At 39.2% G+C, this 20,715-nt stretch carries 20 protein-coding genes; 1 reads left to right on the forward strand and 19 read right to left on the reverse strand.

The features are described 5' to 3' along the window. Positions 1-135: 135 nt before the first annotated feature. The 9 genes from MKX65_RS16850 to rpsU all read right to left on the reverse strand — a co-directional run bounded on the left by MKX65_RS16850 (position 136) and on the right by rpsU (position 7,731). Positions 136-1,440, reverse strand: coding sequence for an IS91 family transposase (locus tag MKX65_RS16850; RefSeq protein WP_083967595.1), 1,305 nt, complete (start codon positions 1,438-1,440; stop codon positions 136-138). A 97-nt stretch (positions 1,441-1,537) separates the two neighbouring features. Then, positions 1,538-2,503, reverse strand: coding sequence for a PhoH family protein (locus MKX65_RS16855; RefSeq protein WP_340904666.1), 966 nt, complete (start codon positions 2,501-2,503; stop codon positions 1,538-1,540). Then, positions 2,500-3,693: a sporulation protein YqfD gene (gene yqfD / locus MKX65_RS16860; RefSeq protein WP_160547441.1), complete on the reverse strand. Its 1,194-nt coding sequence runs from the start codon at positions 3,691-3,693 to the stop codon at positions 2,500-2,502. The genes MKX65_RS16855 and yqfD overlap by 4 nt, the downstream gene beginning before the upstream one ends. 41 nt (positions 3,694-3,734) lie before the next feature. Beyond that, positions 3,735-4,019: a sporulation protein YqfC gene (gene yqfC, locus MKX65_RS16865; RefSeq protein WP_160547442.1), complete on the reverse strand. Its 285-nt coding sequence runs from the start codon at positions 4,017-4,019 to the stop codon at positions 3,735-3,737. An 80-nt stretch (positions 4,020-4,099) separates the two neighbouring features. Continuing rightward, a complete protein-coding gene (locus MKX65_RS16870; protein ID WP_160547443.1) occupies positions 4,100-4,594 on the reverse strand; it encodes a hypothetical protein in 495 nt (164 codons plus the stop codon). A 36-nt stretch (positions 4,595-4,630) separates the two neighbouring features. Beyond that, positions 4,631-5,620, reverse strand: coding sequence for a flotillin-like protein FloA (floA, locus tag MKX65_RS16875; protein ID WP_160547444.1), 990 nt, complete (start codon positions 5,618-5,620; stop codon positions 4,631-4,633). Beyond that, a complete protein-coding gene (locus MKX65_RS16880; protein WP_340906297.1) occupies positions 5,617-6,918 on the reverse strand; it encodes an NfeD family protein in 1,302 nt (433 codons plus the stop codon). The genes floA and MKX65_RS16880 overlap by 4 nt, the downstream gene beginning before the upstream one ends. Before the next feature lie 181 nt (positions 6,919-7,099). Beyond that, positions 7,100-7,543: a GatB/YqeY domain-containing protein gene (locus MKX65_RS16885; RefSeq protein ID WP_160547445.1), complete on the reverse strand. Its 444-nt coding sequence runs from the start codon at positions 7,541-7,543 to the stop codon at positions 7,100-7,102. Positions 7,544-7,557: 14 nt separating this feature from the next. Then, entirely contained in the window at positions 7,558-7,731 is a 174-nt protein-coding gene (gene rpsU, locus MKX65_RS16890) for a 30S ribosomal protein S21 (protein ID WP_019154564.1), read from the reverse strand. Positions 7,732-7,946: 215 nt separating this feature from the next. Here rpsU and MKX65_RS16895 point away from each other — a divergent pair, with 215 nt between their 5' ends. Next, the gene (locus MKX65_RS16895) at positions 7,947-8,870 is read left to right on the forward strand and encodes a Na/Pi symporter (RefSeq protein WP_160547446.1); all 924 of its coding nucleotides are present in this window, start codon (positions 7,947-7,949) and stop codon (positions 8,868-8,870) included. 28 nt (positions 8,871-8,898) lie between these two features. Here the strand turns inward: MKX65_RS16895 and deoC are convergent, their stop codons facing one another. The 10 genes from deoC to lepA form a co-directional block, all read right to left on the reverse strand. Further along, the gene (gene deoC / locus MKX65_RS16900; RefSeq protein WP_160547447.1) at positions 8,899-9,570 is read right to left on the reverse strand and encodes a deoxyribose-phosphate aldolase; all 672 of its coding nucleotides are present in this window, start codon (positions 9,568-9,570) and stop codon (positions 8,899-8,901) included. A 19-nt stretch (positions 9,571-9,589) separates the two neighbouring features. Beyond that, complete coding sequence (gene mtaB / locus MKX65_RS16905) at positions 9,590-10,939, reverse strand: tRNA (N(6)-L-threonylcarbamoyladenosine(37)-C(2))-methylthiotransferase MtaB (protein WP_160547448.1); 1,350 nt, start codon at positions 10,937-10,939, stop codon at positions 9,590-9,592. Between the two features lie 5 nt (positions 10,940-10,944). Continuing rightward, positions 10,945-11,691: a 16S rRNA (uracil(1498)-N(3))-methyltransferase gene (locus MKX65_RS16910; RefSeq protein ID WP_340904681.1), complete on the reverse strand. Its 747-nt coding sequence runs from the start codon at positions 11,689-11,691 to the stop codon at positions 10,945-10,947. Between the two features lie 50 nt (positions 11,692-11,741). After that, positions 11,742-12,680 (reverse strand): 50S ribosomal protein L11 methyltransferase, encoded by a 939-nt coding sequence (prmA, locus tag MKX65_RS16915; RefSeq protein WP_160547449.1) that lies wholly within the window; start codon positions 12,678-12,680, stop codon positions 11,742-11,744. A 20-nt stretch (positions 12,681-12,700) separates the two neighbouring features. After that, a complete protein-coding gene (gene dnaJ / locus MKX65_RS16920) occupies positions 12,701-13,822 on the reverse strand; it encodes a molecular chaperone DnaJ (protein ID WP_160547450.1) in 1,122 nt (373 codons plus the stop codon). Positions 13,823-13,948: 126 nt separating this feature from the next. Further along, on the reverse strand, positions 13,949-15,775 hold the full coding sequence (gene dnaK / locus MKX65_RS16925) for a molecular chaperone DnaK (RefSeq protein WP_160547451.1): 1,827 nt from the start codon (positions 15,773-15,775) through the stop codon (positions 13,949-13,951). A gap of 34 nt (positions 15,776-15,809) precedes the next feature. Next, on the reverse strand, positions 15,810-16,394 hold the full coding sequence (grpE, locus tag MKX65_RS16930) for a nucleotide exchange factor GrpE (RefSeq protein ID WP_340904683.1): 585 nt from the start codon (positions 16,392-16,394) through the stop codon (positions 15,810-15,812). 86 nt (positions 16,395-16,480) lie between these two features. Then, positions 16,481-17,512, reverse strand: a complete 1,032-nt coding sequence (gene hrcA, locus MKX65_RS16935) for a heat-inducible transcriptional repressor HrcA (protein WP_160547453.1) — start codon at positions 17,510-17,512, stop codon at positions 16,481-16,483. 85 nt (positions 17,513-17,597) lie between these two features. Further along, positions 17,598-18,737 (reverse strand): radical SAM family heme chaperone HemW, encoded by a 1,140-nt coding sequence (gene hemW / locus MKX65_RS16940; protein WP_340904686.1) that lies wholly within the window; start codon positions 18,735-18,737, stop codon positions 17,598-17,600. A gap of 98 nt (positions 18,738-18,835) precedes the next feature. Next, the gene (gene lepA / locus MKX65_RS16945; protein ID WP_160547455.1) at positions 18,836-20,671 is read right to left on the reverse strand and encodes a translation elongation factor 4; all 1,836 of its coding nucleotides are present in this window, start codon (positions 20,669-20,671) and stop codon (positions 18,836-18,838) included. Between the last annotated feature and the right edge of the window lie 44 nt (positions 20,672-20,715).

Below are 20,715 nucleotides of genomic sequence, written 5' to 3' on the forward strand. Positions count from 1 at the left end.
CCATGTACCCCTTTATAATACTCAGGATACATTTCACCCCCACATTTTTCACATGCAAACATAGGAGGAGTTGTCGGATCTCCATCATCCATTAAATCGAAATCCCTTACCACGTTAATAGGAATCTCTTCTTTCTCATGACACGCCAAACAAACATAGTTGACGCTCTGTTGCTTGGACTGGTTTAGGCTTATGTTTTTCTTCTTTTTCTTTCCCTTTTTGCGGGTTTTTGATACCGGTGAGATCGTTAATCATCCTTTCTAAATAAGCTCTTGTAGTTTTGCATAAGGCTACCTTTATTTCTAATTTACCATTTTCAAGGCAGACTTCTCCCTTGTATTCATAGTAACATTCACACCTCTGACAAACGAGAGGGTCTTTCTTGCCACTGGCTACTATTCTTTCACGCCACGTCTGGCGACGTAAGGTTTTCTTAACTTTTACAACCCAACGTCTTGCTTTTTGTTGCCAAGTACTCAACACTTTTTTACACAAGTTTTTTGATCTTCTAGAATACATACCGTAATGCCGAATAGTTTTAAATTGCTCGTCTGGGATATGGCGAATTAAACGTGAAATAAATTCTTCGACACTTACGGTTTCGGATTTGTCTTTTCCGTCAGTTTTATCCTTATATTTGAACGTAACGAATTGCCCATCATATGCCTCAATCCGATTGATTCCAATCGCTGGTCGACGAATATAACGGCCAATATAACGAAGTTGTTCTTTTATTTTTCCCCTCTGTTTAGGTGCATACACATAGAAGCCTTCGCCATTATTGGTGAACGCCTTTTGAAGTCTTGGTTGGATTCTTTTCTTTTCTCTTGGTGAAACTCCGTTTCTAATTAATTTTAATACGACCGTTTGCCATTGTTTACGAAGCATCGTAAATGGCAAGAAATCATACTGCTTCCATTCTCCTTTTTCTGTTAATCCACCCATTGTAACTAACATATGTACGTGAGGATTGAAGTTGACCCTTGAACCAAAAGTGTGGAGTCCAGCAATAATCCCAGGTGTTACCTTTGCTTTCTTTTTGAAAAAGTCAGTAAGTAGTCTTGCAGAAGCATCCATTAAATCTTTTAATAGATGTCGGTGAAGGAGAAATACATCTCTTAGTCCTTCATCAATCGTAAAAATTACGTGCCGATGATTAACCTGAAGAACATCTTCAGTAAGTAACCTACTCCATTCTTCACTTTCTCCAACAGAGCACGTGGTACAAAATCGACCTTTACATCGGTAAGGAACCTTTCGCACATCATGACAACCTTCACACACAAATAACTTAAATCCATTTTTGATATCCCCACAATCTCGAAATTTCTCAACCTCCTTAATTACGATAGGGCGGATTTTAGCACCGTGTTTTCTTTTGAAAGCTTCCCAATGTTGGTGTTTATCAAAAAATATTCTTCTCAATATATTGGTCTCCATAAAATGAAAATACCACAGCTTAAATGACTGTGGTAGACCCAAATTTTTATACTTTCTTATCTTTGAAAAAAAACCGTTCGATTTTGACTCGAACGGTTTACTCATTGGATTGCTTTTCGTACGCTTGAATGATTCGCCCTACTAGAGGGTGTCTAACCACATCACTTTGTTCTAAATGAATAATGGAAATTCCCTTTACTGACGTTAGGATGGACTCTGCGGTAATCAATCCCGATTTCACACCTTTCGGTAGGTCAATTTGTGTTTGATCACCGGTAATGACCATTTTAGAGCCGAATCCAAGTCGGGTTAAGAACATTTTCATCTGTGCCTGCGTTGTGTTTTGTGCTTCATCTAAAATCACAAAGGCATCATCTAAGGTTCTTCCCCTCATATAAGCTAGAGGAGCAATTTCTATCGTCCCTCGTTCGATCATACGCTGTGTATGTTCCGTTCCTAAGATATCATGAAGTGCATCATATAGTGGCCTTAAATACGGGTCAACCTTTTCTTTTAAGTCCCCTGGTAAAAATCCAAGACTTTCTCCCGCTTCGACTGCTGGTCTCGTTAGGATAATTCGTTTTACATTTCCATTTTTTAATGCATTCACAGCCATAACCACTGCTAAATACGTTTTTCCCGTACCAGCGGGACCAATGCCAAAAACGAGATCATGCTTCTTCATCGCCGTTAAATACTGCTGTTGACCTAGAGTTTTAACTCTTATTGACTTGCCTTTGGCATTTTTCGTAATTTCTTCTTCATATATGTCTTTAAAGTACTCTAATGTACCTTTTTTAGACATTTGAATCGCATACATGACGTCTCGCCCACTAATATTAATGCCTTTTCTAATAACGTAGACTAGATTGCTGATAATACTCGTCACCAATTCAACATTTTCAGGTGAACCAGATACACTAACTGTTTCCCCTCTAGTTACAATCGTTACACCGAGTTCCTGCTCAATCATTTTAATATTTGCATCAGCATTACCTAATAGAGCGATGGCTTCATTTGGATTTTCGAGATTTACACTAATCGATTTTAGTTCTTCTGTCATTCCGAGTCTCCTTGAGTAATTGGTTGAGGTTCTGCGATATTTTCAATTACTTGAAAATGAACAATTAAGTTAACTTTACCATTCTTGACCAATTGGCGCAAAACTTTTTCCCCTTTTATTTTAGCATCTTCAGGAAGGAGACTTTTTATATCTTTTCTAGCCATTTCTCTTGCGACAGTATATGCTTGTTTTTCCGTATATACCCTTGTCTCATTTTCACTTTCACGAATTGTGGATTGTTGGTAAGAAATCGGCAAATTCCATTTTAGGAATTTGATTGGCTTTGTATTTTCCTCTGTAACCGATTGTTTATACTCGACCTTTCCAAACCCCCAAACAGGAATGTTGAATTTACCTATTGATATTGCATGTTTTCTTACTTCATTTCCCGTATACACTTGAAAATTCGTTGACAAAGGAAGTTCCACTTCTGTCCAATACCAAGTTTCACCTAATACCTCTCCCCTCGCAGGAACTAGTTGTTCCTCCCCTTCCCTTCCAATCGTCCCTGACACTAAAACCTTTCCTGGAGATACGACTTCATTGAGAGAAACCAGTGTTTTACCTTCTTCCACAAAATAGTCCACAACCGTTGCTTTCTTTTTAGCAACTAAATTTTGCGGGCCGTATTCCTGCTGTTTTTCAGGTTCATTTTTTTCAACCACTTGTAAGTGGTAGGTTGTCCCCTGTAACTCCACTCCAATCCATGTTAATTCATCCATACTGTCTGTAATCGACTTTTGAATCGCATCTGGGGTACCTAAGGACCACTGAAATTTCCCCTTTTTTACACCTATTTCATCAAGGGTTTTTCGAATCTTATATTCCGTTGCTGGGTCTGCTCCTTTAATTTCAATACCCCATACCATGTTGGAAAGCAAGGTAATGACCATTAAAAAAAGAACTGCACCAATAAAGAAACCAATATTTTTAATGGCTCTTTTCATTAGAAATGGAAGGCCTGTCCGGCGTTGGAACTCAATTTTACAGCCTGAGTTCCTAACAACCTTTCTAATTTTGTGGGCATCCTCCACTTTTATTTCAAAGCTCATGGCATTTACGCCATGACGCTTTACTCTCCAGATTGAAACCTGCTCTCTTGTTAGTGTGTTAATAAATCTTTCAAGGCCTTTTCCTGTCACCTTTACAGATACAATTCCCGAATAGTAGTAAATCCATTGGTTCTTCATATTCTGCCTCCTTACCTTTCAGACGAAATCAATAAAAACTCTTATTCTTCAAGATAAATAACTTGTTCAATTTTCCCTTCAAGTAGAATCTCCTCTGGAAGTATCGTCTTAATGACAAATGCCTTGCCCTTTATTAACAACTGCCCTTGCTTTAAAAGCAGTCTAAGCTCTTTCTCTGAGAAAGTGAGTAAGCCACGGTGGTTCTCAATATAGATGTGGATTTGACCAATCATAGTGATGCGGGGTAAATCCATCATGACATCTTGTGGAAGATCCATTGTTTGGGTCATCCAGTTTCTTACACGTTGCCCCCACCTTTTAGCCATAAAAAAAGAACCCCCTTTCATCTCATATTTATGAAATGACTGGGGGTTCTAGCACTACTTTTTAAGCATTCTGCCGTGTTTTAGTAGTGTGAATTCGTTCTTTTTCGATGATAACCCTGTTTTGCTTTAGGTGGGCCCAAAATTTCTGACCAAATAACAGCATCGCGTAATGTCTGCTTTGACACATGGAGGTCATGATCTGTTTTAACTGCCGCTTCCACTCTCGGCTGCTGATTTAACCTTCCCGTTGTTTGACGGTCCACCTTCTTGTTTGGAGTATACGTTTGTTCTCTATACGTGTTTTTCACTTCTTGCACCCGATTGGTGCTCAAGCTTTGTGTTTTTTCAGGCTCTTTCTTTTCTGTTTGTGGACGTTCAAACTTTTGTTGAAGTTCTCCAAAATCAAAGTCGATGAAAGGTTTTGATTTCTCTGATGTTTGTCCAGGGAGAAAGGGCTTTGGCTGCTTACGCTTTTGATGTTCGTCTTCCCCCGTGCCCTTCATCTGTTTGTAGAAGGAGGAAATAATCCCGATCAACACAACTAAGATAAAGGGATTTTCCAATAGAAATTGCAAAGATGGACACCTCCTTGCATTACGTCAGTAATCGCATTATTTTTTATCCGTATTTCCGTCTGGTTTACCAAAAGAATCTCTCATACTCGTGTCAGCCGCAATGTTTTGGATATTTAAATAATCCATCACACCAATTTTCCCAGAAGTTAACGCCTCTGACATGGCAAGTGGTACCTTTGCTTCCGCTTCTACAACCTTTGCTCTCATTTCCTCAACACGTGCCTTCATTTCCTGCTCCTGAGCTACTGCCATTGCTCTACGTTCTTCAGCTTTTGCTTGAGCGATCTTTTTATCTGCTTCTGCTTGTTCCGTTTGTAATTCAGCACCAATATTCTTTCCAATATCCACATCCGCAATATCAATCGACAGAATTTCAAAAGCAGTACCTGCATCTAATCCTTTTGACAAGACAGTTTGTGAAATCATATCTGGATTTTCTAACACTTTTTTATGATTATCAGAGGAACCAATTGTTGAAACAATCCCTTCCCCAACACGAGCAACAATCGTTTCTTCGCCAGCACCACCGACTAAACGGTCAATATTTGCACGCACGGTTATTCTCGCTTTTGCTTTTACCTCAATTCCATCCATGGCAACCCCAGCAATAAATGGAGTTTCAATTACCTTTGGATTGACACTCATCTGCACAGCCTCTAATACATCACGACCAGCTAAATCAATCGCAGCCGCACGCTCAAATGATAATTCAATATTCGCACGATGTGCAGCAATCAATGCGTTTACCACTCTATCTACGTTACCACCCGCTAAGTAATGGCTTTCAAGCTGATTGGTTGAAACATCCAAGCCTGCTTTATGTGCCTTAATTAATGGATTAATTACTCTACTTGGAATCACTCGACGTAATCTCATTCCAACTAGGGTAAAAATGCTTACTTTAACTCCTGCAGCAAGCGCTGAAATCCAGAGCATAACTGGTACAAACGTGAGCAAAACAGATAATAAAACAATTCCTAATACAACTAATACAAGAACAAATATCGTTCCAGATCCTAAAATCATTCTTCTTCCTCCTTAGACAATGGTTCAGTTATCTCTCTTACAACAATTCTAGCTCCTTCAGTTTTTACAATCTTTACTCTTTTATCTTTTCCAATAAAACTACCCTCACTAACCACATCTATGCGCTCATCATCTAAAACAATGGTGCCTGCTGGACGTAATGCTGTAAGCGTTATTCCCTCTTTCCCAACGATCTCCGGTCGATTCTTATTAGAAACATAACCGGCTTCGCTTTTGGTGGAGTCTGTTAGGATTATTTTTCTAAAAATTTTCATCTTTTTACCAAACACCTTTACCATTAAGATCGATGCTATAACGGAAATACTTAATGCGATGAGAATCGAGATTCCCATATGAACAACATTATCGGTGGCTAGAAACAAACTTGCTAATATGGCCGCTAGACCGAAAATACCTGCAATTCCACCAGGTAAAAACAGCTCCAACAATAAAAGTCCAATTCCGATAACAAATAGAATTAATGTTTCAAAACCAGCTAATCCTGCCACTAAATGTCCGTAGAAGAATAGTAGCAACGACGAAAGTCCCATAAATCCTGGGATTCCAAACCCTGGTGAGTATAACTCGAGGATTAATCCAAGACTGCCAATCGATAGCAAGATAGGAACAACAACAGGATGTGTGATAAACCTTGCGATTTTTTCTGCAAAGCTCTCTTCTACATCTATGAGCTTGGCGCCAGACAAATCAAGTGTTGAAAGTAAATCTTCTAGGCTAGTAACTGTCCCTTCTGAATATCCTACTTCCTCTGCCTGATCTGCTGTCAATGTTAACAACTTACCTGTTGGTGCCCCATACTCTGGTAAGTCTACTTCACGATCAGCCATCGCTAGTGCATAGATCGGATCCCGACCACTTTGTTCTGCGGCAGCTTTCATAGCACTTAACCAGTAAGATTGTGCCTTTTCATCAGCTGCATTTCCTGCTTGGTCAATGACAGCAGCCGAACCAATGGTTCCACTTGGCACCATATATATCTCATCCATATTAAGTGAAATATACGCTCCTGCAGAAAGCGCTTGATTGTCAACAAACGCAATGGTTTTTATATTTGTCGACGACAGTAATTGGCCTATTTTCCCTGCCGCATCTACAGCGCCTCCTGGTGTATTGATGGTAAAAATGATTGCCTTTGCATTTTCTTCTTCAGCCTCTTGTACAGCTCGCGATAAGAAGGCGTAAAGACCTTTTTCAACGGTTTCTTCCACAGGTACTACGTATACAGCTTCGCCTTGTGCTCCTCCTTTAAGCGGAAAGATCGACAATATGCCAACCATAAAAAAAGAAATGACCATGATCCATCGACAAAGCTTCACCCATTTCCCTCCTTCCTCACTTGACGCATAGTATGTATACGGATGATTCTACAAAAAGGTTTCAAAACTTAGTGAGTTTCTTTGTACAATGGTATATATGTAAAAAGACTGCAGAAGTCCTGCAGTCTTTAAAGCATGTTTATTATGAAAGGTGTTGTTGTACAAGTTTATTAACAAGTGATCCATCAGCTTTACCTTTTACTTTAGGCATTAATACTGCCATCACTTTTCCCATCTCAGCCTTTGTAGAAGCACCTGTTTCTAATATTGCCGATTTCACTATATCGGAAAGTTCCTCTTCCGTTAGCTGCTTTGGCATATATTCGACTATATACGATAATTCAGTACGTAGTTTCTCAACTAGGTCATCACGACCTGCTTTTTCAAATTCATGGAGGGAATCCTTGCGTTGCTTTACTTCGCGAGAAAGGACAGTTAACTCTTCGTCTCCGGATAATTCCTGGCCAGTTTTAATAGCTTCATTTTGCAACGAAGCTTTGACCATCCGAATAACGGAAAGTTTATCTTTTTCTTTGTTTTTCATCGCTTGCTTCATATCATTATTTAAACGCTCGAGAAGACTCATTTACACACCCTCTCTTACCACTTACGTTTTCTAGCAGCTTCAGACTTTTTCTTACGCTTAACGCTAGGCTTTTCGTAGAATTCGCGCTTTCTAGCTTCTTGTATAGTACCTGACTTAGATACAGTACGTTTGAAGCGACGAAGAGCATCTTCAAGCGATTCGTTTTTACGAACAACGGTTTTAGACATTCTCTTTCCCTCCCTCCGAACACAACACACTTACAACAAACAACATGGAAATTCCATGTACTTTGCAATTATAATATAACAGTGAAACAAGGTCAACTGTAATTCGACTAGCTATTGTCCATTTATGAATAAAACTTTAAAATATCTTATTTTCTTTCGGATACTTAGCATGTCCCACATCCTTTTGCAATAAAGATGTACAAGGAGGGAAAAGCATGGTAAGTGTTCTTTTATTTTGTATCTTTATTGCATTATTTATTTTTGGTATGACCATTTTACGAACAGGGTTATTTAATTTATCTGCCGATTCACTTAAAAAATGGCTTGTAAAATTAACCGATCGCACATGGAAGGGACTGTTAGCAGCCATTATCATAACAGGAGCTCTCCAAAGCAGCTCAGCTGTCATGGTCATGACGATCGGGTTGATTTCTGCTGGTTTGTTAACGTTTCGCCAATCAATTGGCATCATTCTTGGAACTAATATAGGCACAACCTTTACTACAGAATTTATTACATTTCAAATCGACTCTTTTCTCGTACCGATCGCTATTTTAGGTGCCTTACTTATTTTTATGAAAAATAAAAATGCCAATGCCTTTGGTTTAATACTCTTGGGAATGGCAACGGTTTTTTCTGCGATGAGTGGCTTTAAATATTTAGCAAAGCCCTTATCTAGTTTACCGATTATACAACAATTAATTATTGATATGAATGAAAGCAATTTACTTAGTGTTGGTGTGGGGGCTGTCATTACAGCACTTATTCACTCAAGCTCTGCTACGACAGGCATTATTATGGGGTTCCTATCAAGTCAGTTACTTACGATTGGCGCTGGTATAGCCGTCATGCTTGGGGCTAATATAGGAACGTGTGTAACTGGGTATGTGGCTAGTATAGGTGGGGGAAAAGAGGCTCGTCTATGTGCGTATTCACATATCTGGTTAAATGTAATCGGCGTGATTGCCTTTTTCCCTTTTATCGCCTATCTCGCAAGCATAGCAGATAGCCTAGCTAAAGAGCCCGATGTACAACTAGCTCATATTAGTGTCCTGTTTAACGTCATCTCTTCTCTACTTGTCCTTCCATTCGCCAGCCATTTTGCTACATTTGTTACGAAATTTCATGGTAAAAAATAAAAACATGCCGGGTGGCATGTTTTTATTTTTAATAGTCACTATTGGAAACTAAACCTTTCACAATAGCAATACCTGAGCTAGCTCCAATTCGAGTTGCACCAGCATCTATCATATTTTTTGCATCTTCTGCGCTTCTTACTCCACCCGAAGCTTTTACACCAATTGTAGGACCAACCGTCTTACGCATTAATGCAATATCATCAACCGTTGCTCCACCAGTTGAAAAGCCTGTAGATGTTTTGACAAAATCCGTACCTGCACTTACAGCTAGCTTACATGCACGCACTTTTTCCTCTTCTGTTAAAAGAGATGTTTCAATAATCACCTTTGTTAATGCTTTACCTTTTGCAGCATTAACAACCGCTTGAATATCTTTTTCTACCAGTGAGTCATCTCCATTTTTTAGGGCACCGATGTTGATAACCATATCTACCTCAGTCGCACCATTTTCAATGGCGTTCGTTGTTTCAAAGGCTTTTGTCTCAGGTGTATTGGCTCCCAATGGAAAGCCGATAACCGTACAAACATCCACACCCGTTCCTTTTAATAACTCACTTGCATAAGCCACCCACGTTGGGTTCACACATACAGATGCAAATTGATATTCCTTTGCTTCAGCACATAATTGTTCAATTTGGTCTTTTGTTGCTTCAGCTTTTAGCAAAGTGTGATCAATCATTTTGGCGATTTCTTTCATCATATTCACTCCAATTAAAAAATTATATCGCTGCTTGTTCTGCTGTTCTAACAAACTCATCGAGCACACGGACAAACTGACCTTCATTGTAAGGGTAACCAGCTTTTGTAATTTTCACCTTTACAATTTGTCCAATCATGTCCTCTGTCCCTTTAAATATAACCTTTAAATAATTATCTGTATATCCTTCATACATTCCTTCACCGTTTTTTGAACGTTCTTCAGGAATCACTTCGAGTACTTCCCCTTCAAATTGTGAAGCATACTCTTTCGCTAATTGATCAGATAATGAAATTAATCGATGCACACGCTCATTCTTAACTTCTTCATCCACTTGATCATCCATTCTTGCAGCTGGTGTTCCCGTACGTTTTGAATAAGGGAATACATGCAGTTCAGAAAATTTATGATCCTTGATGAAATGATAAGTTTCCAGAAATTCTTCTTCTGATTCACCAGGGAATCCAACGATTACATCAGAAGTAACCGCAAGACCTGGTAGAGCTTCCTTCAATCGGTTTAAGCGCTCACCAAAGAATTCCATCGTATACTTACGGCGCATTCTTTTTAACACCGTGTTTGAACCAGATTGCAATGGAATATGAAGATGTCTTACAATTACTTTAGAGTCATTCATTACTTGAATAACTTCATCGGTAATTTGACTTGCTTCAATAGAAGAGATTCTTAGTCTCTCAAGCCCAATCACTTCTTTTTCTATATCTTTTAATAACATGGCAAGATTATAATCCTTCATATCTTCACCGTATCCACCGGTGTGAATACCCGTTAATACAATCTCCTTATACCCAGCATCAACGAGCTGCTGTGCTTGTCTGATCACTTCCTTTGGATCACGTGATCTCATTAGTCCACGAGCCCAAGGAATAATACAAAACGTACAGAAATTATTGCAGCCCTCTTGAATCTTTAAAGACGCACGAGTACGGTCCGTAAAGGCTGGAACATCTAATTCCTCGTAAACGCGATTTTTCATAATATTTCCAACCGCATTTATTGGTTGTCTTTCTTCCTTAAAGCGTTCGATATATTCAAGCATCTTCACACGGTCCTGGGTTCCAACAACAATATCTACACCAGGAATAGCCATAATTTCAGCCGGTGATGTTTGCGCATAACAGCCTGTCACACAAATAACCGCATCCGGATTTTTACGAATCGCGCGTCTGATTACTTGGCGACTCTTTTTATCGCCTGTGTTTGTTACTGTACAAGTATTGATGACATAAACATCTGAAGTTGATTCATAGTCTACTCTCTCATATCCCTGTTCTTGAAATAGCTGCCATATGGCTTCTGTTTCGTAATGATTTACCTTACAACCTAATGTATGAAATGCAACTGATGGCATATTGTTCACCTCAATAGTTCAAATTGATAAGAAATAGCTGACAGCACGTATAAGGGTGCTGTCTCTGTACGTAAAATTCTTGGACCAAGCCCACATGGCTGGAACCCTTTTTGGGAAAGCAACTCAACTTCTGATTCTGTTAGTCCACCTTCAGGACCAAACACAATTAAGATACTTTCATCATTCTTCATCTCTTGAAGAGTGCGCGCGAGAGTCGAGCGCTCCCCTTGCTTTGCTTCTTCCTCATAAGCAATTAATTTATAGGCATAGTCTTTTGAAAGACTAATAAGTTTTGCTAAATTAAGAGGAGGTACCACAGTTGGCACGATCCGTCGATGCGACTGCTCTGCCGCCTCCTTTGCGATCCTTTGCCAACGGTCTACTTTTTTATCCGCCTTTTTTTCATCCCATTTCACTACCGATCTAGCGGTTGCTACTGGAACGAAAGAATAGGCACCTAATTCAGTGCCTTTTTGTATAATCCATTCAAGCTTGTCACCTTTAGGAAGACCACTTGCAATCGTCACCCGAACGGGAAGTTCAGAAGACACTACCTCCCATTGTACAACGTCTGCAACGACTTGTTCATCGGTAATTTCTGCAATTTGGCAAATAGCCCCTTCTCCTTTGGAAGTCGTACAAATGATTTGATCGTTAATTTTTAATCTCATCACTTTTACAATGTGCCTGAAATCGTCACCCTCTATGACAAATCGTCCTTCCGTTGTCTGATCAACAAAATATCGTTGCACACGCTACACCTTCTTTATACATGTATAAAAGGGGGATACCCCCCTTCACATTATTGCCTTTTCGCAATCATCGCAATCCAATCTTCCATTTGGATCGTCTCAACTATTTCAAATCCAGAGCCCTCTATAGCTGCCCTAACTTCATCTTTTTTCTGTAGAATGATACCTGAAGAAATAAAATAACCGTCTTTTTTAACAACTCTTGCTACATCATCAGTAAAGCGAACAATCACTTCAGCTAAAATATTTGCAACTACCACATCCGCCGATTGATCCACACCGTCAAGTAAATTATTTTGCATAACGGTTACAACTTCATGTGTTTTATTCAGCTTGCTATTAATCTTTGCTGATTTCACAGCCACTTCGTCTAAATCTAGAGCGAGGACTGAGCTTGCACCTAACATAGCTGATGCAATACTTAATACACCTGTTCCCGTTCCAACGTCGACAACATGGTCTCCGTCTCTAACTGTTCTTTCTAATGCCTGTATACACATAACAGTTGTCGGATGCGTCCCTGTACCGAATGCCATTCCCGGATCCAATTCAATAATTAACTCATCACTTGAAACTGGAGTATATTCTTCCCACGTAGGTACAATGGTAAACCGTTCAGAAATTTTCACTGGATGATAATACTTCTTCCATGCAGTTGCCCATTCCTCTTCATTCACTTCACTGACCGTTACGGTATTTCTTCCAATATCAATATTATGAATGCTTAGGTTGTTAATGGATTCCTTAATTGCATCAACCGTTTCTCCCAAGAAGCTTGTAACCGGTAAATATGCTTTAACCATTACACCTTCATCCGGATAATCTTTAGGATTGAGTTGGTAGATTTCACCGAATTGGTCTTCCCTTTCTTTTACAAGCTCTAGTGGATCCTCAATTACCACTCCACTTGCGCCTGCCTCATGCAATATATTTGAAATCGGTTCTATTGCCTCATTTGTTGTATGAATGCAAAGTTCTGACCATTTCATCCTACCAACTCCTATTCCTTTTATTCGCCTTTAAATGCTCTCTTTACTTTTGAAAAAAAACCTTCTTCATGCTCACCTTGAGGTACACTTCCACTAACCTCTGCAAACTCATGCAGCAATTGCTTTTGCTTTTCAGTTAATTTCGTTGGTGTTAAGATTCGAATAATAATATGCTGATCACCAGTACCATAACCTCTTACGTTTGGAACTCCTTTTCCTTTCAAACGGAATTTGGTTCCTGTTTGCGTCCCAGCTGGCACTTTCAGTTTTACTTTTCCGTGTAATGTTGGTACTTCCACTTCATCACCTAGTGCGGCTTGGACAAAATTAATCGGCATTTCACAATAAATATCGTCTCCATCGCGTTCAAAGAACTCATGTGAACGGACATGGAATACAACATATAAATCTCCCGCCGGTCCACCATTCACTCCTGGTTCACCTTGTCCAGAAACACGAAGCTGTTGACCATCATCAATACCTGCAGGAATTTTCACATGGATCTTACGACGCTTCTTCACTTTACCTGCTCCACCACATGTTGAACACTTGTCTTTAATCTGTTTTCCAGTTCCGCTACAGTAATGGCAGACTCGACGATTCACAATCCGACCAAATGGTGTGTTTTGCTCAACATTTAACTGACCAGTACCCTGACAGTGACTACATGTATCTGGCTTCGTACCTGGTTTTGCTCCAGATCCGTGACATGTTTCACAATTTTCTTCTCTCGGTATTTCTAAATCTGTTTCCTTGCCGAAAACCGCTTCCTCGAAAGAAAGGGTCATCGTATATTGAAGGTCTGCTCCTTGTCTTGGTGCATTGGGATCTCTTCTTCTTGATCCTCCTCCACCAAAAAACGTGCTGAATATGTCCTCAAAACCTCCAAAACCACCGAAGTCTCCTCCACCAAAACCTTGGTTAGGATCCGTGTGACCAAATTGATCATAGTGTGCTTTCTTTTGATCGTCACTTAAGACCTCATATGCTTCTTTTACTTCTTTGAACTTTTCATCCGCATCTGGTTCCTTATTAATGTCTGGATGGTACTTTTTCGATAGCTTACGGTACGCCTTTTTTATCTCATCCTTTGAAGCACTTTTACTTAGTCCAAGTACCTCATAGTAGTCCCTTTTACTCATGATTGCCCACTCCCCGAATCATTTCACATAAAGGTTATTTTAACATTACCTTTCAATCCAAATCAATGAAAAAGCCAAAGTCTTATGGATTTGACTTTGACTTTTTCTAAGCTAGTTAGCCTAAACTTATTTATCGTCTTTTACTTCTTCAAATTCTGCATCAACAACATTGTCATCCTTGCCACTTTCGCCTGCTTGGCCTCCAGCTCCCTGAGCTTGCTTAGCTGCTTCTTCATATAACTTCACTGTTAAGTTTTGAACGATTTCTTGAAGAGCATCCTTTTTCGCACGAATTTCTTCTAATTCGTTTTTCTCAATCGCAGCCTTTAGTGCATCCTTTGCTTCATTTGCAGTAGCTACTTCAGACGCGTCTACTTTTCCTTCAAGGTCTTTAAGAGTTTTTTCAGTTGTAAATACAAGCTGATCTGCTTCATTGCGAAGTTCTACTTCTTCTTTACGCTTTTTATCAGCATCTGCATTTTCTTCTGCTTCTCTAACCATTTTTTGAATTTCTTCATCAGATAGACCAGTTGAAGACTTAATCGTAATTGTCTGTTCCTTGTTTGTTCCTAAGTCCTTCGCACGAACATTTACGATACCATTCTTATCAATATCAAATGATACTTCAATTTGCGGAATACCACGTGGTGCTGGTGGAATGTCCGTTAATTGGAAACGACCTAGTGTTTTGTTATCAGCAGCCATTGGACGCTCCCCTTGAAGAACATGGATATCAACAGCTGTTTGGCTATCTGCCGCAGTTGAGAATACCTGTGACTTTGAAGTTGGAATCGTCGTATTGCGATCAATTAACTTCGTAAATACGCCACCCATTGTTTCAATACCAAGTGATAATGGTGTTACGTCAAGAAGAACAACATCTTTTACGTCACCAGAGATTACTCCACCTTGAATAGCCGCACCCATTGCAACTACTTCATCTGGATTCACGCCTTTATGTGGCTCTTTTCCTGTTTCACGCTTAATCGCTTCTTGTACCGCAGGAATACGAGTGGATCCACCAACTAGAATAACTTTATCAAGTTCTGCAGGTGTTAAACCAGCATCTCTTAAAGCTTGACGAGTCGGGCCCATTGTTCTTTCTACAAGGTTTGCAGATAACTCTTCAAATTTCGCTCTAGATAATGTCACTTCCAAGTGAAGTGGACCAGCTTCGCCAGCTGTAATAAACGGAAGAGAAATTTGCGTTGTCGTCACACCAGAAAGGTCCTTTTTCGCCTTTTCAGCCGCATCCTTTAAGCGTTGAAGGGCCATTTTATCTTTAGAAAGATCAATGCCATTTTCCTTTTTGAATTGTTCAACAAGATAATCGATAATCACTTGGTCAAAGTCATCTCCACCAAGACGATTATCACCTGCTGTTGACTTAACTTCAAAAACACCATCGCCTAATTCCAAAATAGACACGTCAAATGTTCCGCCCCCAAGGTCGTAAACAAGAATCGTTTGATCGTCGTCCATTTTGTCTAAACCATAAGCAAGTGCCGCCGCAGTTGGCTCGTTGATAATACGCTCTACTTCTAGACCTGCAATTTTCCCAGCATCTTTTGTCGCTTGACGCTCAGCATCATTAAAATAAGCTGGAACGGTAATTACAGCCTTTGTAACAGGCTCTCCAAGATAGTCTTCTGCGTACGCTTTAAGATGTTGAAGAATAATTGCAGACACTTCTTGTGGTGTATAATCCTTTCCTTCAATCGCTTCTTTATGGCTAGTACCCATATGACGCTTGATGGACATGATTGTATTTGGATTTGTAATTGCTTGACGCTTCGCTACTTCCCCAACTTGACGCTCACCATTTTTAAAAGCAACAACAGATGGTGTTGTGCGGTTTCCTTCTGCATTCGGAATGACCTTTGGCTCTCCACCTTCAAGTACAGACACACATGAGTTTGTTGTCCCTAAGTCAATACCAATGATTTTACTCATAAAAATAACCTCCCAAAATTCTATTATGTAGGGATTACTGATTCACCTTAACCATGGATGGTCGGATGACTTTATCCTTTAACTTGTACCCCTTTTGAAATTCCTCTACAACCACATTTGATTCAAAGTTAGAATCCTCTACTTGCATAACCGCTTGATGCATATGCGGGTCAAATGGATGACCTACAGCTTCAATCGCCTCAAGGCCTTCCCCTTTTAATGCTTCAGTCAGACTGCGATAAACCATATCCATCCCCTGTAGCAACGATTTGGTTTGTTCATTTTCAGGTTCAACCTGAAGTGCTCTTTCAAAATTATCTAGAGCTGGTAATAAATTCGTAATCAAACTTTGAGCTCTATATTTTTGCGCCGCTTCAAGGTCAATTCTGGCCCGACGACGAGAGTTATCAAAATCAGCTTGCAAGCGTAAGTAACGATTTTCAGCGTCTTGAAGTTTTATTTCCAACTCTTGAATACGAGAGTCCTCAGGATTAGTTTCAACATTTTCCTCAGTTACCGCTTCAGCTTCAGCAAAAACTTCTTCAATGCCTTCTGAGCTTGCTTCTGTTTCAGTAGAAGATTGTAATTCTTCATTTAATGTACTTTTCTCTTTTGTCAAATTACTCACCTCCCTTAAAATGGTCCTTCCTTATATATAAGTAGTGGGCGATATTAAGGTAACAACCCTTAACATCATCACCACCGTTATTTATTTTGATACAGTTTTGTTAATACAGAAGTTAAATCTTGACTAATCATTTGTAATAAGCTGATCACTCGAGAGTATTCCATTCTAGTAGGTCCTAAAATAGCAATTGTCCCAAGCTGTTCCTCACCTACAGAATACGTAGCTGTAATTAAACTACAATTTTCCATTGCTGAATTGTTGTTTTCTTTCCCAATTTTCACGTGAATTCCAGTCGGATTTTTCCGAATCAAATCATACATACTTTTTTCATGTTCAATCATGTTTAAAAGGCTTTTTACCTTTTCGATATCATGAAATTCCGGTTGACTAAGAATGTTGGTTCTTCCTCCAAAAAACACCTTTTCATTGGATGGAATTTTTAACGTATCAGCGAATGCATGAAGCATTGAATCATAATTACGGATATGCTGTCTGAGTAAAGTAGCAACCTCTTTGTAGATCTTCTCATTTAAATCTTCAAGCGGCACACCTGTTAAACGCTCATTAAGGATGTTGACCATTTTCTCAATATCGCTTGCATCTAATCCCACAGGAAGATGAAACATTCGATTGTCTACATGTCCTTTATCAGTCACAATGATTGCAATAGCTGTTTCCTTATTAAGTGGAACAATTTGAATCTTTTTTAGCTTATTCTCTCTGACAGCTGGCCCAAGAACTATAGAAGTATAATTGGTCAGCTCAGATAATATTTTTGCAGATTTTTGTACGATTTTTTCAAGTTCATAAAGCCTTTCAGCAAAAATTGATTTAACCGATTGCATATCATGCTGATCAAGCTTCTTTGGGGCAAGAAGATGATCTACATAAAAACGATAGCCTTTCTCGGACGGAATTCTTCCTGAAGAAGTATGAGTCTTCTCAAGAAAGCCTAACTCCTCTAAATCAGCCATATCATTACGGATCGTTGCAGAACTGAAACTAATATCCTCTTTTTTCGACAAACTTCTAGATCCTATAGGCTGAGCAGAACGAATGAAATCATCAACAATCACCTGAAAAATTAATAACTGACGATCTGTTAACATGTTTCATCACCTCTGTTAGCACTCTCTTCTAACGAGTGCTAAATCTAATAATAAATTATCAAATGTTGGGGCTATATGTCAACATTTAGATCACGCCGATAAATGATTGAAACACTTCATTTCCTAAAAACCGCCCTTTTTTTGTTAAGGCAATTTTGTCATCCTGTAATATAATTAGATCACGACTTTGTAAGGAATCTATCTCCTCCTTAAATAAGGATAGCGGATCTACGCCAAATTTTTGAATGAAATGGTCAACGCTAATTCCCTCAATCTTCCTTAAACCGAGAAACATTTCTTCCTCCCACTTTTCATTGTTCTCCACTTTGTGAATATTATGAGAGGGTAGGGTGCCATTCCAGATGGGATCCATATATTTTTTTAAAGGACCATGGTTTGCAATCCTCTCTCCAGCCACATAACTATGAGAACCAGCACCAAACCCATAGTATTCCTCGTTATTCCAATATGTTAGATTATGTTTGCTTTCATACCCTGGAATTGCGAAGTTGGAAATTTCGTATTGCTGAAATCCCGCCAGCTGCATTTGCTCCATCAGTAACGAATACATTTCTGCTTCAGCATCTTCTCCTGGAACAGGTAGCTTCCCTTTTCTCATTTGGTTATAGAACACCGTTTTGGGTTCAATAATGAGGGAGTAGCCAGAGTAGTGTTGAATATCAAGGGAGAGTGCGGTTTGTAATGTTTCTTTAAAACCCTCAAGCGTTTGATTCGGTAAGCTATAGATTAAATCTACACTAATATTTTCGAAACCGACTTTCTTTGCCTTTTCAATTGAGGTTAACACATCCTTGGCTCTATGTGTTCTCCCGATTGCCTTTAGCAACTGATTATCAAAGGTTTGCACACCAAAGCTTAATCGATTGACTCCACCCCCAAAAAGCACACGGAACTTTTCATCGGACAAGTCCCCAGGATTGGCTTCAAATGTAAACTCCGCATCCTGCTCTAATGGAAGATATTTCTTAATAGAAAACAATAATCGTTGTAATTGTTTTTCACTTAATGAAGTTGGAGTCCCACCTCCTACAAATATGGAATGTAGCGGTTCTGCAGGGTGCTTTTCTAGTGTTAATCGAATTTCCTCTTCAAGCGCGTCTAGGTATTCATCGACAGGCTGACCTTTTAAGAAAACCTTATTAAAATCACAATAGTGACAAATATGCTCACAGAACGGAATATGAATATATGCTGCTTTTACCATTTTCACACAACCTTAAAATATAACTTTTTTGCAATCAAAAAAGGTTAGATCACTTGATTTATCAAGCTTATCTAACCTTTCTTTTAAAATCAAATCATCTACTTCTTTGAGTTTGAGTCATCCATTTTCAAGACCGCCATGAATGCTTCTTGAGGTACCTCTACGGAACCTACCTGCTTCATTCGCTTTTTACCTTCTTTTTGCTTTTCAAGTAGCTTTCGCTTACGCGAGATATCTCCACCATAACATTTTGCTAATACGTTTTTACGCATTGCTTTAATGGTAGAACGCGCCACAATTTTTTGCCCAACCGCTGCTTGAATAGGAACCTCGAACTGTTGTCTTGGTATTAATTCCTTGAGCTTTTCAACTATGACCTTTCCACGTTCGTACGCGAAGTCTTTATGAACAATAAAGCTTAATGCATCAACCTTTTCAGCATTAAGAAGAATATCCATCTTAACAAGTTTTGATTCTTTGTAGCCAATTAACTCGTAATCAAATGACGCATAGCCTTTTGTACTTGACTTTAATTGATCAAAGAAATCATATACAATTTCCGATAGCGGAATCTCATATACAATGTTTACACGAGTCTCATCCATATATTGCATATCAATAAAGATTCCTCGTTTTTCCTGACAAAGTTCCATAATCGCACCAACATAGTCATTAGGAGCCATCATTGTAGCTTTTACGTATGGCTCTTCAACGCGTGCAATTTTTTGTGGATCTGGCATGTTTGAAGGATTATCAACTTTAATTTCCGTACCATCCGTCATAATCACATGATAAATAACGCTTGGTGCAGTTGTAATCAAGTCAATTTTGAACTCTCTTTCAATACGCTCTTGAATAATTTCCATATGGAGTAATCCTAGGAATCCACAACGGAAACCAAAACCGAGCGCCTGAGAAGTTTCTGGCTCAAATTGAAGTGCTGAATCATTTAGTTCTAACTTTTCTAATGCTTCTCGTAAATCATTGAACTTTGCACTATCAATTGGATATAAACCACAATATACCATTGGGTTTAAACGGCGGTAACCTGGAAGAGCTTCTGTCGCTCCATTTTTCACACTAGTAATCGTATCCCCCACTCGTGTATCCCCAACGTTTTTAATAGCTGCAGTTAAGAATCCAACATCACCAACAGTTAGTTCTGCACACGGAGTCGACTTTGGTGTAAATACTCCCACTTCTGTTACTTCGAATTCTTTTCCTGTTGCCATCATGCGGATTTTGTCGCCTACTTTTACCGTTCCATCAACAACACGAATATAAGCTACTACTCCACGGTAAGCATCATAGAGAGAGTCAAAAATGAGCGCTTTTAACGGTGCATCTGGATCGCCAGTTGGCGCTGGCACTTTTTCTACTACTTGCTCTAGTATGTCTTCGATTCCAATTCCGGCTTTCGCACTTGCTAAAACCGCCTCAGATGCATCTAGTCCAATTACTTCTTCAATCTCATTACGTACTCGTTCTGGATCTGCACTTGGTAAGTCAATTTTGTTGATTACAGGCACAATTTCAAGGTCATTATCAAGCGCTAAGTAAACATTTGCTAATGTTTGAGCTTCAATTCCCTGTGCCGCATCCACCACAAGAACAGCTCCTTCACAAGCTGCTAAGCTCCGTGATACTTCATAAGTGAAGTCGACGTGCCCAGGTGTATCGATTAAATGGAAAGTGTAAATCTCTCCATCCTTTGCTTGATATTTTAATTGCACAGAGTTTAATTTAATGGTGATTCCACGTTCTCTTTCAAGGTCCATTGAATCTAGTAGCTGGTCCTTCATTTCTCTAGCTGTTAACGCATTCGTTTTTTCAAGGATACGGTCAGCTAATGTGGATTTTCCATGGTCAATATGTGCAATAATAGAAAAATTCCTGATTTTTTCTTGTCTATTTAGTCTGTCTTGTCTGTTCATTCGGTTCACTCCTACTATACTTCGCACGTATACACTATTTTTGA

Source organism: Robertmurraya sp. FSL R5-0851 (assembly GCF_038002965.1).
Lineage (GTDB): Bacteria > Bacillota > Bacilli > Bacillales > Cytobacillaceae > Robertmurraya_A > Robertmurraya_A beringensis.